General features: G+C 49.9%; 18 protein-coding genes and 5 tRNA genes. 20 read left to right on the forward strand and 3 right to left on the reverse strand.

The window, feature by feature from the left end; genetic code table 11:
• The first annotated feature begins 3 nt into the window (after nt 1-3).
• From ftsH to G6R28_RS06320, 10 genes are all read left to right on the forward strand, one after another.
• Nucleotides 4-2,091 carry an ATP-dependent zinc metalloprotease FtsH gene (ftsH, locus tag G6R28_RS06280; protein WP_213793383.1) on the forward strand — a complete coding sequence of 696 codons (2,088 nt, stop codon included), beginning with the start codon at nt 4-6 and terminating at the stop codon, nt 2,089-2,091.
• Between the two features lie 50 nt (nt 2,092-2,141).
• Nucleotides 2,142-3,071, forward strand: a complete 930-nt coding sequence (hslO, locus tag G6R28_RS06285; RefSeq protein ID WP_213793384.1) for an Hsp33 family molecular chaperone HslO — start codon at nt 2,142-2,144, stop codon at nt 3,069-3,071.
• A 102-nt stretch (nt 3,072-3,173) separates the two neighbouring features.
• Nucleotides 3,174-4,658, forward strand: coding sequence for a lysine--tRNA ligase (gene lysS / locus G6R28_RS06290; RefSeq protein ID WP_213793385.1), 1,485 nt, complete (start codon nt 3,174-3,176; stop codon nt 4,656-4,658).
• Between the two features lie 67 nt (nt 4,659-4,725).
• A tRNA-Asn gene (locus tag G6R28_RS06295) sits at nt 4,726-4,798 on the forward strand.
• 140 nt (nt 4,799-4,938) lie between these two features.
• On the forward strand, nt 4,939-5,523 hold the full coding sequence (locus G6R28_RS06675; RefSeq protein WP_476620505.1) for an MFS transporter: 585 nt from the start codon (nt 4,939-4,941) through the stop codon (nt 5,521-5,523).
• Complete coding sequence (locus G6R28_RS06680) at nt 5,460-6,191, forward strand: MFS transporter (protein ID WP_476620506.1); 732 nt, start codon at nt 5,460-5,462, stop codon at nt 6,189-6,191. Before G6R28_RS06675 ends, G6R28_RS06680 begins: the two co-directional genes overlap by 64 nt.
• Nucleotides 6,192-6,341: 150 nt before the next feature.
• Nucleotides 6,342-7,604 (forward strand): MFS transporter, encoded by a 1,263-nt coding sequence (locus G6R28_RS06305; protein ID WP_213793386.1) that lies wholly within the window; start codon nt 6,342-6,344, stop codon nt 7,602-7,604.
• 177 nt (nt 7,605-7,781) lie between these two features.
• On the forward strand, nt 7,782-9,032 hold the full coding sequence (locus G6R28_RS06310) for an MFS transporter (RefSeq protein ID WP_213793387.1): 1,251 nt from the start codon (nt 7,782-7,784) through the stop codon (nt 9,030-9,032).
• 189 nt (nt 9,033-9,221) lie between these two features.
• A tRNA-Asn gene (locus tag G6R28_RS06315) sits at nt 9,222-9,294 on the forward strand.
• Nucleotides 9,295-9,297: 3 nt separating this feature from the next.
• A tRNA-Thr gene (locus G6R28_RS06320) sits at nt 9,298-9,370 on the forward strand.
• A gap of 190 nt (nt 9,371-9,560) precedes the next feature.
• Here the strand turns inward: G6R28_RS06320 and G6R28_RS06325 are convergent.
• Nucleotides 9,561-9,646: transfer RNA gene (locus tag G6R28_RS06325), tRNA-Leu, on the reverse strand.
• 122 nt (nt 9,647-9,768) lie between these two features.
• On the opposite strand from G6R28_RS06325, the gene G6R28_RS06330 reads away from it, so the two are divergent.
• The 4 genes from G6R28_RS06330 to G6R28_RS06345 all read left to right on the forward strand — a co-directional run bounded on the left by G6R28_RS06330 (nt 9,769) and on the right by G6R28_RS06345 (nt 13,047).
• On the forward strand, nt 9,769-10,104 hold the full coding sequence (locus G6R28_RS06330; RefSeq protein WP_213793388.1) for a hypothetical protein: 336 nt from the start codon (nt 9,769-9,771) through the stop codon (nt 10,102-10,104).
• Nucleotides 10,101-10,877, forward strand: coding sequence for a triose-phosphate isomerase (gene tpiA / locus G6R28_RS06335; protein ID WP_213793389.1), 777 nt, complete (start codon nt 10,101-10,103; stop codon nt 10,875-10,877). Before G6R28_RS06330 ends, tpiA begins: the two co-directional genes overlap by 4 nt.
• A 179-nt stretch (nt 10,878-11,056) precedes the next feature.
• Nucleotides 11,057-12,382, forward strand: a complete 1,326-nt coding sequence (gene eno / locus G6R28_RS06340; protein ID WP_213793390.1) for a phosphopyruvate hydratase — start codon at nt 11,057-11,059, stop codon at nt 12,380-12,382.
• A gap of 89 nt (nt 12,383-12,471) precedes the next feature.
• Nucleotides 12,472-13,047, forward strand: a complete 576-nt coding sequence (locus G6R28_RS06345; RefSeq protein ID WP_213793391.1) for a DNA-3-methyladenine glycosylase I — start codon at nt 12,472-12,474, stop codon at nt 13,045-13,047.
• Between the two features lie 44 nt (nt 13,048-13,091).
• On the opposite strand, the gene G6R28_RS06350 is transcribed toward G6R28_RS06345, so the two are convergent.
• Both G6R28_RS06350 and G6R28_RS06355 read right to left on the reverse strand, forming a co-directional pair.
• Nucleotides 13,092-13,163, reverse strand: a tRNA-Arg gene (locus G6R28_RS06350).
• An 18-nt stretch (nt 13,164-13,181) separates the two neighbouring features.
• Nucleotides 13,182-13,817: a YigZ family protein gene (locus tag G6R28_RS06355; RefSeq protein WP_213793392.1), complete on the reverse strand. Its 636-nt coding sequence runs from the start codon at nt 13,815-13,817 to the stop codon at nt 13,182-13,184.
• A gap of 69 nt (nt 13,818-13,886) precedes the next feature.
• Here G6R28_RS06355 and G6R28_RS06360 point away from each other — a divergent pair, with 69 nt between their 5' ends.
• The 6 genes from G6R28_RS06360 to G6R28_RS06385 all read left to right on the forward strand — a co-directional run bounded on the left by G6R28_RS06360 (nt 13,887) and on the right by G6R28_RS06385 (nt 19,512).
• On the forward strand, nt 13,887-15,164 hold the full coding sequence (locus G6R28_RS06360; RefSeq protein WP_213793393.1) for a DEAD/DEAH box helicase: 1,278 nt from the start codon (nt 13,887-13,889) through the stop codon (nt 15,162-15,164).
• Nucleotides 15,161-15,856 (forward strand): ComF family protein, encoded by a 696-nt coding sequence (locus G6R28_RS06365; protein ID WP_213793394.1) that lies wholly within the window; start codon nt 15,161-15,163, stop codon nt 15,854-15,856. The genes G6R28_RS06360 and G6R28_RS06365 overlap by 4 nt, the downstream gene beginning before the upstream one ends.
• A gap of 168 nt (nt 15,857-16,024) precedes the next feature.
• Nucleotides 16,025-17,008 carry a rod shape-determining protein gene (gene mreB / locus G6R28_RS06370; RefSeq protein WP_213793395.1) on the forward strand — a complete coding sequence of 328 codons (984 nt, stop codon included), beginning with the start codon at nt 16,025-16,027 and terminating at the stop codon, nt 17,006-17,008.
• Between the two features lie 11 nt (nt 17,009-17,019).
• Complete coding sequence (locus tag G6R28_RS06375) at nt 17,020-17,229, forward strand: DUF2969 family protein (RefSeq protein WP_213793396.1); 210 nt, start codon at nt 17,020-17,022, stop codon at nt 17,227-17,229.
• 71 nt (nt 17,230-17,300) lie between these two features.
• The gene (locus G6R28_RS06380; RefSeq protein ID WP_213793397.1) at nt 17,301-18,512 is read left to right on the forward strand and encodes an FtsW/RodA/SpoVE family cell cycle protein; all 1,212 of its coding nucleotides are present in this window, start codon (nt 17,301-17,303) and stop codon (nt 18,510-18,512) included.
• A 10-nt stretch (nt 18,513-18,522) separates the two neighbouring features.
• Nucleotides 18,523-19,512 carry a DUF2785 domain-containing protein gene (locus G6R28_RS06385; protein WP_213793398.1) on the forward strand — a complete coding sequence of 330 codons (990 nt, stop codon included), beginning with the start codon at nt 18,523-18,525 and terminating at the stop codon, nt 19,510-19,512.
• The last annotated feature ends 16 nt before the right edge of the window (nt 19,513-19,528 follow it).

A 19,528-nucleotide genomic window follows, 5' to 3' on the forward strand; every position in this document is an offset into this window, starting at 1 on the left:
CAGATGAAAAACCAAAACGGCGGCTTCTTTCGAAGCTCCTTTCTATACGTCATCATCTTCCTGGCGGTAATCGCTGGGATCTACTCCTTCATGGGTGGATCAAAGACGACGACAAAGACGGTTTCCCAGTCGGAATTCGTAAAGAGTCTTTCCGATAAGGAAATCGATTCCTTTACTATCCAACCTGGAAACGATGTGTACAACGTTAGCGGAACGTACAAGAAGAGCCAGTCGCAAAAAAGCTCAAACTCCGGTTTGAACGCCTTGATTGCCCAGCAATCATCAACGACGAAGTTCCAAACGTCCGTTTTGCAAAACGATTCGTCCATTAAGGACATTACGGCTGCGGCCAAGAAGACCAACACGGAAATGACGACCAAGCCGGCCGCTTCTTCTGGTTTCTGGTTGAACCTGATTATTTCCATTGTGCCAATGCTTTTGATTTTGGGCATTGCCTACATGATGATGTCCCAGTCAGCCGGTAAGGGTGGCCAGGGCGGCATGATGGGGAACTTTGGCAAGTCCAAGGCTAAGCCTTCGGATCCAAAGGACAACAAGACCCGCTTTACCGACGTGGCTGGTGCTGACGAAGAGAAGGAAGAACTCGTTGAAGTTGTTGAATTCTTGAAGTCACCAAAGAAGTTCACCGAAATGGGTGCCCGCATTCCAAAGGGTGTCTTGCTCGAAGGACCTCCGGGAACTGGTAAGACGATGTTGGCCAAGGCGGTTGCTGGTGAAGCTTCCGTGCCATTCTTCTCAATTTCTGGTTCCGACTTTGTCGAAATGTTTGTCGGTGTTGGTGCTTCCCGTGTTCGTGACCTCTTTGAACAGGCCAAGAAGAACGCGCCAGCCATCATCTTTATCGATGAAATCGATGCCGTGGGTCGCCGTCGTGGCTCCGGTATCGGTGGTGGAAACGACGAACGTGAACAAACGCTGAACCAAATCCTGATTGAAATGGACGGTTTTGATAACTCCGAAGGTGTCATTATCTTGGCATCAACCAACCGTTCTGACGTTTTGGATCCCGCCTTGCTTCGTTCCGGCCGTTTTGACCGAAAGATCATGGTTGGGGCACCGGATGTTAAGGGTCGTGAGGCCATCTTGAAGGTGCACGCGAAGAACAAGCCATTGGCTGATTCCGTGGACTTGAAGGCGATTGCTCACCAAACGCCTGGCTACGTCGGGGCCGACTTGGAAAACTTGTTGAACGAAGCGGCCTTGCTGGCTGCCCGTCGCAACAAGGAGACCATCGACGCCGCCGACTTGGACGAGGCCGAAGACCGAATCTTCCAAGGACCGGCCAAGGCGAACAAGACCATGTCTGACTTGGAGCGCAAGACGACCGCCTTCCACGAAGCCGGTCACGCCCTGGTTGGTTTGGTGAAGTCCAACGCCTCGGTTGTCCGCAAGGTGACGATCGTTCCCCGTGGGCGCATCGGTGGTTACGCCTTGATGACGCCAAAGACCGACCGTTACAACATCCGTTATTCCGAAGCCCTCGAACAGTTGGCTGGTTTGATGGGTGGTCGGGCTGCCGAACTCGCAACCTTTGATGAAGCTTCATCTGGGGCTGCTAACGATTTCCAGCAGGCAACCAACCTGGCCCGTCAAATGGTGACGGCCTATGGTATGTCTGACAAGTTGGGCATGGTTCAACTTGAAGGAAACGCCTCCGTTTCATACAACGAGGGTGGCGGTGCCAAGTCTTATTCAGAGCAAACGGCTGCCTTGATTGACGAAGAAGTTCGTCGCTTGACTAAGCAGGCCTTTGAAGAAGCAACCAAGATTTTGACTGAAAACAAGGAAAAGTTGGCTCAGATTGCCAACGCCTTGCTCGAAGTCGAATCACTTGACGAAAAGCAAATTAAAGACATCTACGAAACCGGTCACTTCACGCCAAAGAGCGAAGAAGAAGACGATGATGCCAAGTCTTATGACCAGACGAAGGAAGCCTTGGACCACAAGGAAGACCAAGTCGAAGACGCTGAAGAAAAGGGACAAGCTGACGCTGACCAGGCCTTGGAAGACGATTCCGAAAAGCCTGAAAACCCCGATGACGCACCGTCTGATGACGATTCAAAGGCATAAGCACAAAAAAGTTGGCCTCGGCCAACTTTTTTTCTTGAAAGGAGAACGCAATGGCAGATCAATTAATCAAAGTCATTACAAAGGACGAGGCCTTCCGTGCCTTCGCCGTTGATGGCACTAAGCTGGTCCAAGAAGCGGCCAGTTCACACGAAACTTCCCGTCTGGCAACGGTTGTCTTAGGGCGGGCCCTTTTAGCCACTGAAATCCTGGCCCAAGCAACCTTGAAAGGTGAGGAGCGCTTGAACGTTAAGATGGCCGGCCGGGGACCAATTGGCCAGATTGTGACCGAGGCCGACACGAAGGGTGCGGTTCGGGGCTATGTGTCAAACCCAACCATCGAACCGATCGTTAATGACGACAACCAATTGAACGTGGCCGGTGCCGTTGGCAATAACGGTTCCTTCCAGGTGACCAAGTTTGCGCCCTATTCCAACCCCTACATTGGCCAATCCATCATGGTCTCTGGTGAAATCGGTGACGACTTTACCTACTACTTGACCCATTCGGAACAGATTCCTTCCGTAATTGGTGTTGGGGTGACGATGAATCCGGATGACACGGTTAAGGCGGCCGGGGGCTTCTTAGTTCAGGCCTTGCCGGGCGCTACTGACGCCCAATTGACCGAGCTAAACGAGAAGCTGCAGCAAATGCCTGCTTTGGCGACCTTGCTTGGCAACAAGAAGGGGCCTTTGGCCATCTTGGACGCCATCTTGGGTGAGCAAAACTACAGCAAGCTGCAGGCCGTGACAATCGGCTTGGCCGCTGAGCCTTCAAAGGAGGCCTACGCTGAGCAGTTGGCAACACTGCCTTCTTCGGAAATCCAAGCGATGATTGATGAAGACGGTGGGGCCGAAGTCCGGGGCAAGTTCTCCGGCAAGCGCCACCAGTTTACCGCCCACGAATTAGACATGATTTTACAAGATGTCTTAAAACGAGAAGCGGAACAAAAAGAAGACGAAGGGTCCGATAAGGATCAATAAAGTTAAAAAAGTCGGCTCTGGCCGGCTTTTTAAATGGACTGGCATTTGCTATACTGTTTAATAGATAAATGCGAAAAATCGCCGACAGGAAGGTAATCAACCATGGCTGAAGAAAAAGCCCTTAACGATCAGATGCGTGCGCGCCGCCAGAAGATGGCCGCCCTGCAAGACGATCTCAATATCGATCCGTTCGGTCACCGTTTCGATCGCGATGCGTTGGCTTTCGATCTACACGAAAAGTTTGATGGCAAGAGCCAGGAAGAGTTGGAAGAAAACCCGGTCAAGGTTGTCATTGCCGGGCGAATGGTTGCCAAGCGTGGGGCCGGTAAAGTCATCTTTGCCGACCTCCGCGACCGTTCCGGTCAAATCCAAATCTACGCCCGCCGCGACGACTTGGGGGAGAACTACCCAATCATCAAGCGTGCCGACTTGGGTGACTTTTTAGGAATTGAAGGGCAGATGATGAAGACCGAGGCCGGTGAATTGACGGTTTTGGTTTCCCACCTGACCCACTTGTCAAAGGCTTTGCGTCCAATGCCCGACAAGTTCCACGGAATTTCAGATGTCGAAACCCGTTACCGTAAGCGTTACCTGGACTTGATTGCCAACAAGGAATCACTGGTTCGCTTCCAACAGCGGTCAAAAATCATTTCGGCCATTCGTGCCTACATGGAAGGCCAAGACTTCTTAGAAGTCGAAACGCCAATCCTGCAGACCCAGGCTGGTGGTGCTGCGGCTAAGCCATTCATCACCCACCACAACGCTCTAAACATCGACATGTACATGCGGATTGCTACCGAGCTTTACCTGAAGCGCTTAATTGTTGGTGGCATGGAACGGGTATACGAAATTGGCCGGATCTTCCGTAACGAAGGAATGGATCCTAAGCACAACCCAGAATTCACTTCCCTTGAATCCTATGCTGCCTACTGGGACTTCCACGACGTCATGGACGAAACGGAAGGCATCTTTAAGGCCGCCGCTGCTGCCGTGCACCCATCTTTGAAGCTGAACTACCAGGGAACGGACATCGACTTGAACCAGTCCTTTGCCCGCAAGCACATGGTTGACTTGATTAAGGAAAAGACCGGGGTCGACTTTTGGCCGGAAATGACGGTTGAAGAAGCCCAAAAGCTGGCCGATGACCACAAGGTCAAGTACGAAAAGTACTGGACGGTTGGCCACATTATCAACGCCTTCTTTGAAGAATTCGTTGAAGATACTTTGGAACAACCAACCTTTGTCTTCGGACACCCGGTTGAAGTTTCCCCATTGGCTAAAAAGAACGCCGATGATCCACGCTTTACGGATCGTTTCGAGCTCTTTATCATGGGTTCTGAATACGCCAACGCCTTTACCGAATTGAACGACCCAATCGACCAGCGGGCCCGTTTTGAAGCACAGGTTGCTGAACGTGAAAACGGTAATGACGAAGCCGAAGGAATTGATGAAGACTTCATCGAAGCCCTTGAATACGGTATGCCACCAACAGGTGGTTTGGGAATCGGAATTGACCGTTTGGTCATGCTGCTGACGGATACGAACACGATTCGTGACGTCATCCTCTTCCCAACGATGCGCCCATAAAACGCTTTCTTATTGACGTGCTTAACTTTTCTTTGTATACTGATTGAGTTAGTTAAGCACTAATTATTCCGAATTAGCTCAGTTGGTAGAGCACACGACTGTTAATCGTGTTGTCGTCGGTTCGAGCCCGACATTCGGAGTTTTCAGACCGCACATTTTGTGCGGCTTTTTTTTGCTTTTTTTAAATGTTTCGGATATAGTTTTTAATAACGAATTATCTAGGATGGTTCGGTTTGAAATAACTGGTGACTGTGAGCACCGATTTTGAAAGGAATTGAATATGCATGATGTAAGTACGCAAGTGGAACATTTGCACTACCGGGACTTCTCAAAGAACCAGAAGCTAACGCTCTGGTCTTCGACCGCTGGATTTGGTTTGGAGCAGATGGATTTGTTGCTCATCTCTTTTGCAATGGCCTCCATCATTAAGACCTTTGGGATTTCCAATTTCCAAGGGGGATTGATTGCCACCTTCACGACGTTTGGAACGTTGCTCGGGGGATTGGTTTTTGGAATGTTGGCTGACCGTATCGGACGTGTCCGCGTCTTTACTTGGACAGTGGTCATCGTTGCTTTTGCGACAGGGGCCATTTACTTCGCCCACAACATTTGGTTGATCTACATTCTTCGTTTTATCGCGGGAGTCGGAACTGGGGCTGAATACGGTGCTGGAATCACGTTGATTGCTGAAAACTTTGCCGGTAAGAAGATCGGTAAGTTGACGTCACTCACGCAGATTGGTGGACAGATGGGCGTTATCATCGCCGCCCTCGCTTCTGCCGTTATCATTCCTAACTTCGGTTGGAACGCCTTGTTCTTGTTTGGTTTGTTCCCAGCCTTCTTAGCCTTTGTTTTGCGCCCTTAAAGGAATCAGATGAATTCCTTGAAACGAAGGAAGCGCGTCAGGTTGAAAAGGAATCCGTTGTTGAAAAGGCCCCAATCTTGTCCGTCTTCAAGACACCAGGATTGGCTTACCAGACCGTCGCTTTGATCTTGATGATGATGGTCCAAACTGGGTGTTACTTCGGGTTGATGAACTGGTTGCCAAAGATTATGCAAATGCAAATGCACTTGAAGCCAGCCAATTCAAACCTTTTCATGATTATGACAATCATTGGAATGTCACTTGGAATGTTCATCTTCGGGTACGCCCTGGACCACTTTGGTCCTCGCGCAGCCTTTGGTAGCTTCTTGTTCATGGCTTCTCTGAGCGTTTACCTCTTGCTCTTTGCCAAGACCACGATGGCTTTGGTTCTGATCATGATGGTTGTTGGCTTCTTCTCGAACGGAATGTACGCCGGTTACGGGATTGTTGTTTCACGCCTTTACCCAACGTATGCACGAGTAACGGCGAATTCCGTTGTTTCATCAGTTGGAAAGATGCTCGGTGGCTTCTTTACGCCAATCATCGGATTCTTAATGGATCAGTACACATTGGGACACGTGATGATGTTCTTCACGATTGCCTACTTGTTCTCACTCATCATCATGTTGAGTATCCCAGCGCTTCGTCGCTCGGATGTTAAGTTTTGAAATGATTTTATTTTTTAAAAAGCCGACAAATGTCGGCTTTTTTGTTGCTTTTTAAAAGAAAAACCGCTATCATATTCGATAGTGTTAAGACATTTGTCCGCACAAAATAAATGGCGTCTGTGAGCGTCACTTTTGAAAGGAATAAAAAGCATGCAAGAAGCGGCTAACAAGCAGTCGGTAGAACACTTACGCTACCGCGATTTTACTAAGAACCAGAAGTTGACCCTCTGGTCAACAACCACGGGATTTGGTTTGGAGCACATGGATCAGCTCTTCATTTCCTTTGCGATGTCATCAATCATCGCCTCCCTGCACATCTCAAACTTCGCCGGGGGATTCATCTCAACGATTTCAATGTTTGGATCATTGATTGGTGGATTGTTCTTCGGAATGTTGGCTGACCGTATCGGTCGTGTTCGCGTCTTTACTTGGACGTTGATCATTGTGGCCTTCGCCACTGGTATGATTTACTTCGCTCACAACATTTGGTTGGTTTACTTGTTCCGCTTCATCGCGGGAGTTGGAACCGGAGCCGAATATGGTGCCGGAGTGACGTTGATTGCCGAAAACTTCGCTGGTAAGAAAATCGGTAAGTTGACTTCCCTCACGCAAATCGGTGGCCAGGTTGGTGCTGTTTTGTCTGCCATCGCCTCAGCCATCATCATCCCAACCTTCGGATGGAACGCCTTGTTCTTGGTTGGTTTGGTCCCAGTGCTCTTGGCCTTTGTTTTCCGCCTTCACGTGAAGGAATCAGACGAATTCGAAGCCCAAAAGAAGCACCGTCAAGAAGCTAAGGAAACGGTTGTCGAAAAGGCACCAATCCTTGAAGTCTTCCGTACGCCAGCCATGGCTTACCAAACAATCGCCTTGATTTTGATGATGATGATTCAAATCGGTGGGTACTACGGTTTGATGAACTGGTTGCCAAAGATCATGCAAAAGCAATTGCACTTGTCTGTTTCAGGTTCATCACTCTGGATGATTGTCACAATCGTTGGAATGTCACTTGGAATGTACATGTTCGGGTTCTTCTTGGACAACTTCGGTCCACGGGTTGCCTTCGGTGTGTTCTTGGCTTTGGCCGCCATTTCCGTTTACTTGCTCTTGGTTGCCCACAGCGCCTGGTCGCTGCTCATCATCATGATGGTCGTTGGATTCTTCTCTAACGGTATGTACGGTGGTTATGGAGTGGTTGTATCACGTTTATACCCAACGTACGCTCGTGTAACGGCAAACTCCGTTGTGGCCTCATGTGGAAAGTTCTTGGGAGGATTCTTCCCACCAATCATCGGTTGGTTGATGGACAAGTACACGTTGGGACATGTCATGATGTTCTTCACGGCCATGTATCTCTTCTCACTCTGCGTGATGTTGACGATTCCTGCCTTCCGTCGCAAGGATATCAAGTTCTAATACAACTTATTTAAAATCGTTTAAGAGTCGCCTTTGGCGGCTCTTTTTTCTTTTTGCAAGCGCTTGCGTTGGTTTCCTGAACTCTGTATAGTAGCAGGTGGTGTTTTAACGCCAAACAATGTTTAGGCGAAATAATTGGGGCCTGCGAGCCTCGGTTTTGAAAGGAAAATTGAATAAATGACAAAGACTGCCAACGATGCTGAGGCAATTCATTATAAGGATTTTACTAAGCAGCAGAAAGTGACCATGCTTTCAACGACTGCTGGCTTCAGTTTGGAACACATGGATCATTCCTTGATTCCAATCGCGACAACTGCCATTGTGACTTCGCTTGGGGTAAGCCAAGCAGCGGCCGGATTAATTACGACTTTTGCTATGACGGGAACGCTTTTAGGCGGTCTTTTCTTTGGTATGTTGGCCGATAAAATCGGTCGTGCCCGTATTTTTAACTGGACGATTTTCGTGGTGGCCTTCGCCACCGCTGCCCTGTACTTTGCCGATAACATCTACGAAATTTACTTCTTAAAGTTCGTGGCCGGCTTTGGTACTGCCGCCGAATACGGGGCTGGGGTAACCCTGATTGCCGAAAGTTTTGCCGGTAAGAAAATCGGTCGCTTGACTTCCCTGGCCCATATTGGTGGCCAAACGGGAACGATATTAGCGGCCATTGCCTCGGCCGTTATTTTGCCAAAGTACGGCTGGAATGCGCTCTGCCTCTTTGGCCTTTTGCCAATTGCCTTTGCCTTCTTTGTTCGACGAAACCTGCAAGATTCAGCAGAATTTGAAGAAGCCCGTCGGCAACAGGAACTGGAAAAGAAGAAGCAACGCCTCCCAATCGTTGAAGTTTTTAAAACCCCGGCTTTGGCCTATCAAACGATTGCCCTTGTCCTGATGATGATGGTTCAAATTGGTGGGTACTACGGGATCTTGACTTGGTTGCCAAAAACCATGCAGGCCCAGCTTGGTTTGCCAGTTTGTAAATCAACGCTTTGGACCGTTGCCATGGTTATTGGGATGTCGCTTGGAATGTATTTCTTCGGTTCCTTCCTCGATAAGTTTGGTCCACGCAAGGCCTTCGGGTTCTTCTTGTCCTTCTCGGCCATCGCGCTTTATTTGCCAACCTTTGCCAATAACGCGGCAACGCTTTTGATCATTATGCTGATCGTCGGCTTCTTTTCAAATGGCATGTATGCCGGCTTTGGTGTTATTGTTTCACGACTTTACCCAGCCGAAGCCCGGGTGACGGCAAACTCGGTTGTTTCATCCGGAGGAAAGTTCCTGGGTGGCTTTTTCCCTGCTATTGTGGGGGTCTTGATGGATAAGTTTTCTTTCACTTACGTTCTTTTGTTCTTTACGCTGAGCTATCTCTTCTCACTAGCCGTGATGATGACGATTCCTGCTTTGAGGCGGCGCAACGTTGAATTTTAAATTGCTTTTTAGTCGCCTTTAGGGCGACTTTTTTAATTGCTGCTTAGTCCCCTTGGAACTTTGTTGTTGCGGTTAAAAGAGCTGCGGGTGCCGTAGAAAAATCTTTTTCGTTTTTTACGAAAAAACGTTGACAGGGATGGGGTGAGATGGCATAATTAAATAGTTGTTTTGATACAACACACGCATTATTCCGAATTAGCTCAGTTGGTAGAGCACACGACTGTTAATCGTGTTGTCGTCGGTTCGAGCCCGACATTCGGAGTATGCCGATGTAGCTCAGTTGGTAGAGCACGGGTATCGTAAACCTGGGGTCGAAGGTTCGAATCCTTTCGTCGGCATCCCTAACGTCTCACTTCGGTGAGGCGTTTTTTTGTTGTTCTTTGTCCAAGATGGCCAAAAGCAGCAACTTAGCTGGTCAATCCAGCTCGAAAGTGTTTGAATAAAGCAAAGGGGAGTGCTTTGCTCTTGTTCTGGACGAAAAAATGGGCAGAAAAAAAGCAGGCCCGAAGGTCTGCTTTTCTTGCTTGATGCGGATGGCGGGAGTCGAACCCGCACGTCCTAAAGCGGACACAGGATCCTTAATCCTGCGCGTCTGCCAATTCCGCCACATCCGCAACTTAACTTTTAAAAGTTTACCGGGAAAGTCGACTTTTGTCAAGCTTCTTCTAAAAAATGCGAATCTTTTCGTCGCCGGGGCAAATCTCTGATAAACTAGTACAAGATTGGAGAAATACTGATGAAGTTATTTAATTGGTCGAAACAAGACCAGCAACGAAAAACCGAGTTAAGCCGGGTCGAATTCCTGCAAGAAGAAAACGACCAGCTCTTGGATCAAATTGAGTCCTTAAAGCTCGATGTGACCGAATTGGAAGCCGAACGAAACCGCCTGCAGGAACTCTTGGAACGTTCCGGCTTTAAGCGCCGCTTGCTGCGGATTGGCGCGGGCTTGATTGTTCTCGCTCTGACCTACGCACTGCTGGTCTTTGTTGGCGAACGAAACAGCAACTTACCGTGGTTGCTGCTGATTGAAGCGGCCTTCATTGTCTTCATGGGCCGGGGTGAAGAGAAATGACCGGGGCCGTGCGTCGGCCATTGGTCTTGGCCAACTGGAAGATGAACATGGCACCGGATCAGGTGAAGCCCTACTTGGCAACTGTCTTACCGGAAGTTGAAAAGGATGAGGCTGCCGATGTGGCCATTGCCGCCCAGGACCTTTACCTGCCTGAGATGCTGTCGTTGACTGCTTCTAGTCGCCTGATGCTTTCTGCTGAGAACGCCCACTGGACCGATGACGGAGCCTACACGGGCGAAACCTCTCCGAAGGCCCTGGCGGCGCTCGGAGTGGATTACGTTTTGATCGGCCACTTTGAACGGCGCAAGCTCTTTAATGAAACCGATGAACGGGTGAATTTGAAGACCAAGGCTGCGCTGAAAAACGGGTTGAAGCCAATTGTCGACTTGGATGAGGATTTGTCAGCCTACGCTTCTGCCGACCCGAAAACGGTTGTCTTGAAGCAACTGGCCCTGGCCTTGGACGGTATTTCCGAAACGGCCATGAAGAACGTCGTGATTGCCTATGAGCCAACCTGGGCAATTGGCTCCGGGGAAGCTGCTTCCGCTGAGCAGGCTGAAAAGTCCGCCGCCCTGATTCGCGCTAGCCTGGCCAACTTGTATAGCCCGGCTTTGGCCGAACAGACCCGGATTCTCTACGGGGGCTCGGTCACGACGAAAAACGCCGCGGACTTCTTGTCGCAAGAAGACATTGATGGGATTTTGGTTGGTAAAGCCGCGCTGGACCCCAAGCAGTTCTTGGAGCTGATTGACATCGCCCAAGAAACCCGTTAAAGCCTTTGCGACATCGCAAGAATTTAAGATCTTTTGTCAGTTGGCCTTGCCGACTGACTTTTTTATTGCAAATAAAGGGGGAAGTCTTCTAGTTTACTGTTCAATTTGCTAAATAAGGGTGGTATACTTTAATTGGAATTATTTAAAGAATAACCCACAGACAAAAGGAGAACAGCTAAATGTCTTTGATTTCAGATATTATCGCACGTGAAGTTCTGGATTCCCGTGGAAACCCTACGGTTGAAGCCGAAGTTATCACTGAAGTTGGTGGATTCGGACGTGGTATCGTCCCATCCGGTGCCTCAACTGGTGAACACGAAGCCGTTGAATTGCGTGACGGTGACAAGAACCGCTTTGGTGGTAAGGGTGTAACGAAGGCCGTTGCCAACGTTAACGGTGCAATCGCTAAGGCCTTGGTTGGTAAGTTTGACGTAACGGACCAACGTGCCATCGACCAAGCCATGATCGACTTGGACGGTACGAAGAACAAGGGTAAGTTGGGTGCCAACGCCATCTTGGCTGTCTCAATTGCCGTTGCTCGTGCAGCTGCTGACGAATTGGGTATGCCATTGTTTGCTTACATCGGTGGTATGAACTCATACGTAATGCCAACGCCAATGATGAACGTCATTAACGGTGGTGCTCACTCTGACAACAAGGTTGATTTCCAAGAATTCATGATCATGCCTGTTGGTGCTCCTTCAATCAAGGAAGCCATCCGTTATGGTTCAGAAACTTTCCACGAATTGAAGAAGTTGTTGGCCGCTGACGGCAAGGCTACTTCAGTTGGTGATGAAGGTGGATTCGCCCCTGACTTTGCTAACAACGAAGAACCTTTGCAGTACTTGATCAAGGCCATCGAAGGTGCTGGTTACAAGCCAGGTAAGGACATCGCCATCGCTGTCGATGTTGCTTCTTCTGAATTGTGGGATGCTGAAAAGCAAAAGTACGTTTTGCGTTGGTCAACCAAGGAAGAATTTGCTACGGCAGACTTCATCAAGTACTTGGAAGACTTGGCAGACCGTTACCCAATCATCTCAATCGAAGATCCTATCGACGAAAACAACTGGGATGACTGGGCTGAAATCACCAAGGAACTTGGCAAGAAGGTTCAATTGGTTGGTGACGACTTCTTCGTTACGAACACTGAATACTTGGCTAAGGGAATCCGCATGGGTGCCGCTAACTCAATCTTGATTAAGGTTAACCAAATCGGTACGATGACTGAAACGATGGAAGCCATCGAAATGGCTAAGGAAGCTGGTTACACGGCTATCGTTTCACACCGTTCTGGTGAAACGGAAGACACGACGATCGCTGACTTGGTTGTTGCAACCAACGCTGGTCAAATCAAGACTGGTTCAATGTCACGTACTGATCGTATCGCAAAGTACAACCAATTGATCCGCATCGAAGAATTGCTCGGCGACACTGCCAAGTACAAGGGTGTTCACTCATTCTACAACTTGTCAGCACAAGCTCGCGAAGCTATCCAAGCAAAGTAATTTGCTTAAGAAAAACGCTCCTCTGGGAGCGTTTTTTTATTTGCTTTCGTGTTAAGGTGTAGAACAAAGAAGTCAAAGGAGATGCTACCATGCTAACACGCTGTCTTTGGGTCACCAACGGCCTGCTGATTCAAGAATTGGTCGATTACCACGATAACGAATATAGCCGGCCGGTTCATGATGAACAAAGGGCCTTTGAATACCTCTGCCTCGAACTCTTTCAATCCGGCCTGTCCTGGCAAACGGTATTAAGGAAGCGGGCAGCATTGAGGGAGGACTTCTTCGACTTTGATTTGGAGCGGGTGGCGGCCATGCGGCCGGTTGATGTGGAACGGTTGATGGCTGATCCGCGGATTATTCGCAACCGGCGCAAGATTGAGGCGGTGATTCGAAACGCCCAGCTGTTGTTGGACTGGCACCAATCCGGTGAACAACTGATCGATTGGCTCTGGTACTTTACCGATGGGGAGGTAATCGACATCGGCCCGGGTCCTGGGGAAAAGTTACCGGCGCAGACGACTTTATCAAAGGTGGTTTCGGCGGAATTGAAGCAGGCCGGCTTCTCCTTTACGGGACCGGTCGTGATCGAGTCCTTTTTGCAGGCCGTCGGCATTCACAATGGCCATAATCAAAACTGTGATTGGCATGATTTGATGGCAAAATAAAAAGAGGAGGAGCGCTTGCTCTTCCTCTTTTTTCGTTCATAGAATGCGCGATCCGGGAGTCGAACCCGGATTGCAAGAACCGGAATCTTGCGTGCTATCCATTACACCAACCGCGCGAACTATGTTATTATAACCTACTTTTTTGGAATTTCCAAGTAGGTCTCACCAATCTTTTTGAAGGTAATGCGCCCTGCAAAGCGGTTGGTTAAGGCGTTTTCAAAGTCGGCCACGGCCGCTGGGTCAACGGCTACCTGATGGTGGACGGCCGTGTCAAAGACCGTGTCCAGCAGGGGGTAGTCTTCTTCTTTTAGCCAATAAGTCAGCTCATCGTTATTGGAGTAGTCGACGGTCAGTTCGAGAACGGCCCGGTTTAAACGCTGAACTAGGCCTAGGGCGTCTAGTCCCTGGGCCGTCGTCCCCGCATAGGCGCGAATCAAGCCACCGGCCCCCAATTTGATACCTCCAAAGTAACGGGTAACAACCGCTAGGACGTTGTGGACTCCCTGCTTCTGCAGGACTTCAAGCATTGGCACGCCAGCGGTGCCAGAGGGCTCGCCGTTGTCCGAGTAGCGTTTGATTTCATCGTTATCGCCAATCACGTAAGCGAAGACGTTGTGCGTGGCCTTGTAGTGCTCCTTGTTTATCCGCTCAATCCTTTCCTTGGCCTCTTCTTCGCTGTTGACGCGTGCCAGGTAGATGAGAAAGTCGGACTTCTTAATGGTCTGTTGCCAGTGGCCCTCTTCTGGTTTTAGTAAGTAAAAGTCTTCCATGCCTCGTATTATAACATGAAGGTAATTCAGCAGTTAGTCGCCATGGCGTGACAGGGGAGGTGGGTCTTTATGGAGCATGAAAACTTGTACGGCCGCTTGCATACCTGGCCGAAGAACCGGCCTGTTCCAGAAGGCGCCCAAGTTTTACCGGTGCGTGTCAACGGCCGTTGTTTTCGCTGTGCCGGTCGCCGAAAGGCCCTCTTGCCACATGGCCAAAGTTACTGCCTCGATTGTCTAATGATTGGCCGGGTATCGTCACTCGATTGCTTTTTAACGATTCCGGAAGCAAACGACTTTGCGCAATTGAGGCAAATGCGCTGGCAGGGTCAGTTGACTGAGAGACAGCAGGAGGCAAGTGCAGCGCTCCTGGAAAATCTGAAGGCTGGTCGAGACCAACTGCTTTTTGCGGTTACGGGAGCCGGTAAGACGGAGATGCTCTTTCCAATTCTCGATTGGGCCTTGGACCAGCGAATGCGCATTGCCTTTGTGGCCCCGCGAGTGGACGTGGTCTTAGAGTTGGCCCCGCGAATTCAGGCTGCCTTTGAGGTAACCATGCAGGTTCTCTATGGCGACCAAGTGGCTCCCTACCAATACAGTCAACTGGTCCTTGCCACCACGCATCAGCTCATGCGCTTTTACAGGGCCTTTGACCTGGTCATCATCGATGAGGTTGATGCCTTTCCATACAGGGGGAATAAGACGCTTGAACGAGCAATTCAGCAAGCCAAGAAAGAACAGGGCCGCTTGCTTTGGATGACGGCAACGGCTAGTCCGGCCATGCTGCGGGCGGTCAAAAAACAAAAGCTAATCCTAGTGTCTTTGCCTGCTCGTTTTCACGGTGGACCCTTGCCCAATCTGCAAGTTGTTTATGCGCCGAACTGGTCAAAGCGGCTGCCCGGTAAGATTGAGAAAAGACTACGGCAGTGGCTAAAGGAGCAGAAGCCCTTCTTTGTCTTTGTACCGAAGGTGGCTGACTTAGAAAGGGTCTGTCAGCATGTCCAAAGGGCCTTGGGTAATGAAGGGAAGGGCGAAACCGTGCATGCTAAAGACCCCAACCGTCTCGGAAAAGTCGCAAAAATGCGAGCAGGTGACTTCGACTTTTTAGTAACGACGACCATTTTGGAGCGGGGCGTGACCCTGTCGAATCTACAGGTGTTGATTCTCGGTGCTGATGATCCGACTTTTACAAGGGAGGCCTTAGTGCAGATGGCCGGTCGGGTTGGCCGGGACAAAAACCATTCGGATGGCGACGTGTTGGCGGTAGTTAGCGGTCCGAGCCGACGTGTCAAGGCGGCCCAAAAAGAAATTCGCCTGGTTAATGAGCGCGCCGAGAGGAGGCATCGATGAACTGTTTGCTATGTGCAGAGCCCCTTGTTGAAGAGCAGTCCCTTTTCTACTTGCTGACCGGCTACCGACCAGGCAAAGGGTTGCTCTGTCCAATCTGTTTGAAGCAATTTCAAAAAATCGGGCCCGTTTCCTGTCCGGGTTGCGGCCGAATCCAAGACGAGTGGCGGCTCTGTCAGGATTGTGAGCGTTGGAAGCATCAGGGACAAGCACTGCTCGAAAACCAGGCCCTTTATCAATATAACCAGCAGATGAAAGACTATATGGCCCGCTACAAGTTTATTGGCGATTACCGCCTCCGCCGGGTCTTTGCACAGGAAATGAGAGGGGCGGTTGGCAAGAAAATGCAAGAGGAACGGCTCGATCTGCTGGTACCGATTCCCATCAGCACAGAACGAATGGGTTCACGGGGCTTTAATCAGGTGCTGCCCCTTCTGCCAAAGTCAAAGAGGATGGAAGAGCTCCTAGCGGTTTTGCCTGGAAAACGAATCGATCAATCGGCTTTAAAGCGGGCAGACCGTTTAAGGAGTCGACAACCTTTTGAATTGGTCGAAGGAGCGAAGACTTTACTAGCGGGCCGGTCGGTCCTGTTAGTGGACGATGTCTATACCACCGGTCGAACGCTCTATCATGCGGCTCATCTTTTACTTGAAGCGGGCGCCACACGAGTTTGCAGTCTAACCTTGGCCCGCTAATTTTAAATGCCCCCGTGAAAAAATATGGCCAAAACGGGGATGCTTAAGAAATCCTAAGGTTTCAACGGAATGCTCCCTTGTTCAAAGGCGAAATATGGTATAATTGAAAGGATTTTAGGGAAGCGATTCCGTCTTCCTCAAGTAAGCAAAATTTGGAGTAAATGAACCATGGCAAGAGATATTGGAATTGATTTGGGAACAGCCAATGTGTTGATCTATGTTGAAGGTGAAGGAGTGGTTTTGAACGAACCATCCGTTGTTGCCGTTGACGATAAGACCGACCGCGTGTTGGCCGTTGGTGCTGAAGCCTACCGCATGGTCGGCCGTACGCCTGGAAACATCCGTGCCGTTCGTCCTTTGAAGGATGGCGTGATTTCGGACTTTGACATCACGGAAGCAATGTTGACTTACTTCGTGAACAAGTTGAACGTGAAGGGCTTCATGTCAAAGCCAAACATCATGATTTGTGCGCCAACCAACATTTCTGAAATCGAACGTAAGGCCATCATTCAGGCCGCTGAAAAGGCCGGTGGTGCCAAGGTTTACTTGGACTACGAACCAAAGGTTGCAGCCATTGGAGCCGGCTTGGACATCTTCAAGCCCGTTGGTTCCATGGTGATTGACATGGGTGGTGGAACTTCTGATATCGCCATCCTGTCACTTGGTGACATCGTTGTTGCCGAATCAATCCGTGTTGCCGGTGATCGCATGAACGTGGACATCGTCAACTACTTGAAGCGCGAACACAACTTGGTGGTTGGTGAACGTTCTGCCGAAACCATCAAGATTGAAATCGGTTCCGCTTTGCCATCTGAAAATCCAAAGACCATGGCCGTTCGTGGACGTGATAACTTCCAAGGAATGCCACAGACGATTACGGTTAACGCCAACGAAATCGAATCCGCCTTGCACGAAACGCTGTCACAAATTGCTGACGCCGCTCACTTGGCTTTGTCAAAGTTGCCACCAGAATTGGCTGCCGACATTATTGACCGTGGTATCATGTTGACCGGTGGTGGGGCCCTTCTTGAAGGAATTGACAAGTTCTTGTCAGACCGTCTTGGTGTGCCTGTCTTCATCGCTGATTCCCCATTGGACAACGTTGCCAAGGGAACGGGTGCCTTGCTCGAACACATGATGGCTAAGGACTAAGGAGTTTTTTGATGTCGAAGAAAAATCAGAGCTTTGCTGTTTCCTTGAAAAAGGAAGACGATTTGACGAAGGTCTTCGTTGAAGAACGCGAAATCGGTCAGATTGAAAAGAACCAGGGGGCCTTTGTTGGGACGCTTGGTAAGCAGGTTGTGATTGCTTCTGCTCAATCGGAAGACGAAGCATTGCAAACCATGCTTGCGACTTACAACCTTTACTATTAAAGTTTGAAAAGAATCCTTTGCCTCGGCAAGGGGTTTTTGTACATAAAGACTCATTATTTAGGGAGAAAACGATGCAACGTATCGGTGCTCATCAATCAAACCGGACTTCCGCTTCCGAACTGGACTGGGGAATGATTCTGGTCCTTATCTTGCTCATGTTGATTGGAATCTATTCGCTCTATTTCGCCATTCTAAACGGTGGAAAGGGGGCCTCACCCATTCGGGCGGTCATTATGCAGCTGCTTTACTGGGTGGTTGGTGCCTTCATGATTGCCTTTATCATGCGCTTTGACGCCTTTCAACTCTGGCGCTTGGCACCGGTTGCATACGGACTCGGAATTGTCCTCTTAATCGGGGTGCTCTTCTTCTATAACCGTGCCTTGGCTGCCTCTGCCGGTGCCAAGTCCTGGATTGCCTTTGGACCGGTTTCTCTGCAGCCCTCAGAAGTCGTTAAGCCGGCTTTCATCCTGATGCTTTCCAAAGTCGTGGCCAACCACAACCGACTTTATCCGGAGCACACGGTTGATTCCGACTGGCTTTTGATTGGAAAGATGGTCGGGGTCTTCCTGCCGGTTGCACTGCTAATCGCCTTGCAAAATGATTTGGGAACCCTTCTGGTCTTCATCGCCATGCTCGGTGGAATTACCATTGTTTCTGGCATTACTTGGCGCATTCTTGGCCCAATCTTGATTGCGGCTGGGACCTTTGGTTCCTTGATGCTCTTCTTGGTTACCTCGGCCATCGGACGAAGCATTCTGGGTGCCTTTGGCTTCCAAGCCTACCAGTTTGCCCGAATCGATGCCTGGCTGCACCCGGGACAGGATACGTCGGACACGGGTTATCAGACGTATCAGAACTTGAAGGCCATCGGGTCCGGTCAGTTCTGGGGATCTGGTTTTGGTAACATGCGAGTCTTTGTGCCGGTCCGTGAATCCGACATGATCTTTTCGGTTGTTGGTGAATCCTTCGGCTTTGTCGGGGGCGCCTTCTTGATTGCCGTTTACTTCTTGCTGCTCTACTTGATGATCAAGGCGACTTTCAAAGCTCGCAACTCCTTTTACGCATACATAGCAACTGGCGTTGTGGTCATGGTCCTCTTCCACGTCTTTGAAAACATTGGGATGAACATCGGCCTTCTGCCACTGACTGGAATTCCACTGCCCTTTATTTCGCAGGGAGGATCGTCTTTGCTTTCCAATATGATAGGAGTGGGGCTGATCATGTCCATGTCTTACCAGCAGCAAAGTCGAACCTTTAACGAATCAAATGACTTCTCACTCTAAGGGGGAATTCATGGATCAACTACAGACAATTGCAGAAAAGCAGGCCATCTTGCTTCGGCAATTACGGGCTGGCGACCTCTTCGAATCACTGCCCGACTTGCTCCGGGCGATTCGAGAGGAAGTCACTTATCAACCCGCTACGCCCCTTAGCCCCGTTCTTTCTGCAGACGAGGCCCTAGAAGAAATGGCCGCCTACCAAAGTCGCTGGTCTAGCCAGGATCAACTGGCGCCGGCCTATTTGGAAGATGCCGACTTGCGCCGTTTTGTCACGATGCTGTCGTCAACAAGGGAAAACGTCCGGGATACCGGCGCCTTCTTCTTTTTGGGCAACGCCATTCAGGGTGGCCATCTGAGTCGGCCACAGCTCGATTGGCTGACAGCCGAATTGATTGCTGACGAAAGACTTTTCGCCCATCTCTTTGAGGAAGAAAACGACGGGGCCTATTACCGGTCCTACTGCCTGGCCCTCTTAGCGATTCTTCTAAACGAGAATCTATCAGCCGATGAACCCTTTCTTTCCGAGCGTTTGCTAGAAGAAATCATTGGCCAATTGGGCATTTACCTCCTGGTCGAAAAGGATAGCCGGGGTTACGTGCCAGAGCATGGTTGGGTTCACGCCTACACCCACCTGGCCAACGTCTTGGGCCTGCTCTTTGACCAAGAGGGACTGAAACGGGCGGATAAGCTATACCTGCTGGCCTGCTTAATGACCAACCTACGTTCACTGAATACCCCCTTGACGATGGGGGAGATGGGCCGCTTGGTTGGCACGGTCTTGAACTTGGCCAAGCGGCACAAGCTCTATGCCGATTACCTGCTTCTTACTTTGAAGCTCTGGCGGCAGGACTTGGTTAACGAGCCCTTTGCCTCTTCTCGGGAAAGCTGGCAAATGCTCTACAACCGGGTCGACTTTTTCCAGCAGATTCTGGCCTATGGTCAGGAGGCCAGTCCGGCAGACGTTTGGCAGTACGCACAAACAACCAAAAACTATTTATCATAAAAAACAGCCGACCGGC

It is taken from the genome of Fructobacillus papyrifericola, from assembly GCF_018437235.1.
GTDB classification, from domain to species: Bacteria; Bacillota; Bacilli; order Lactobacillales; family Lactobacillaceae; genus Fructobacillus; species Fructobacillus papyrifericola.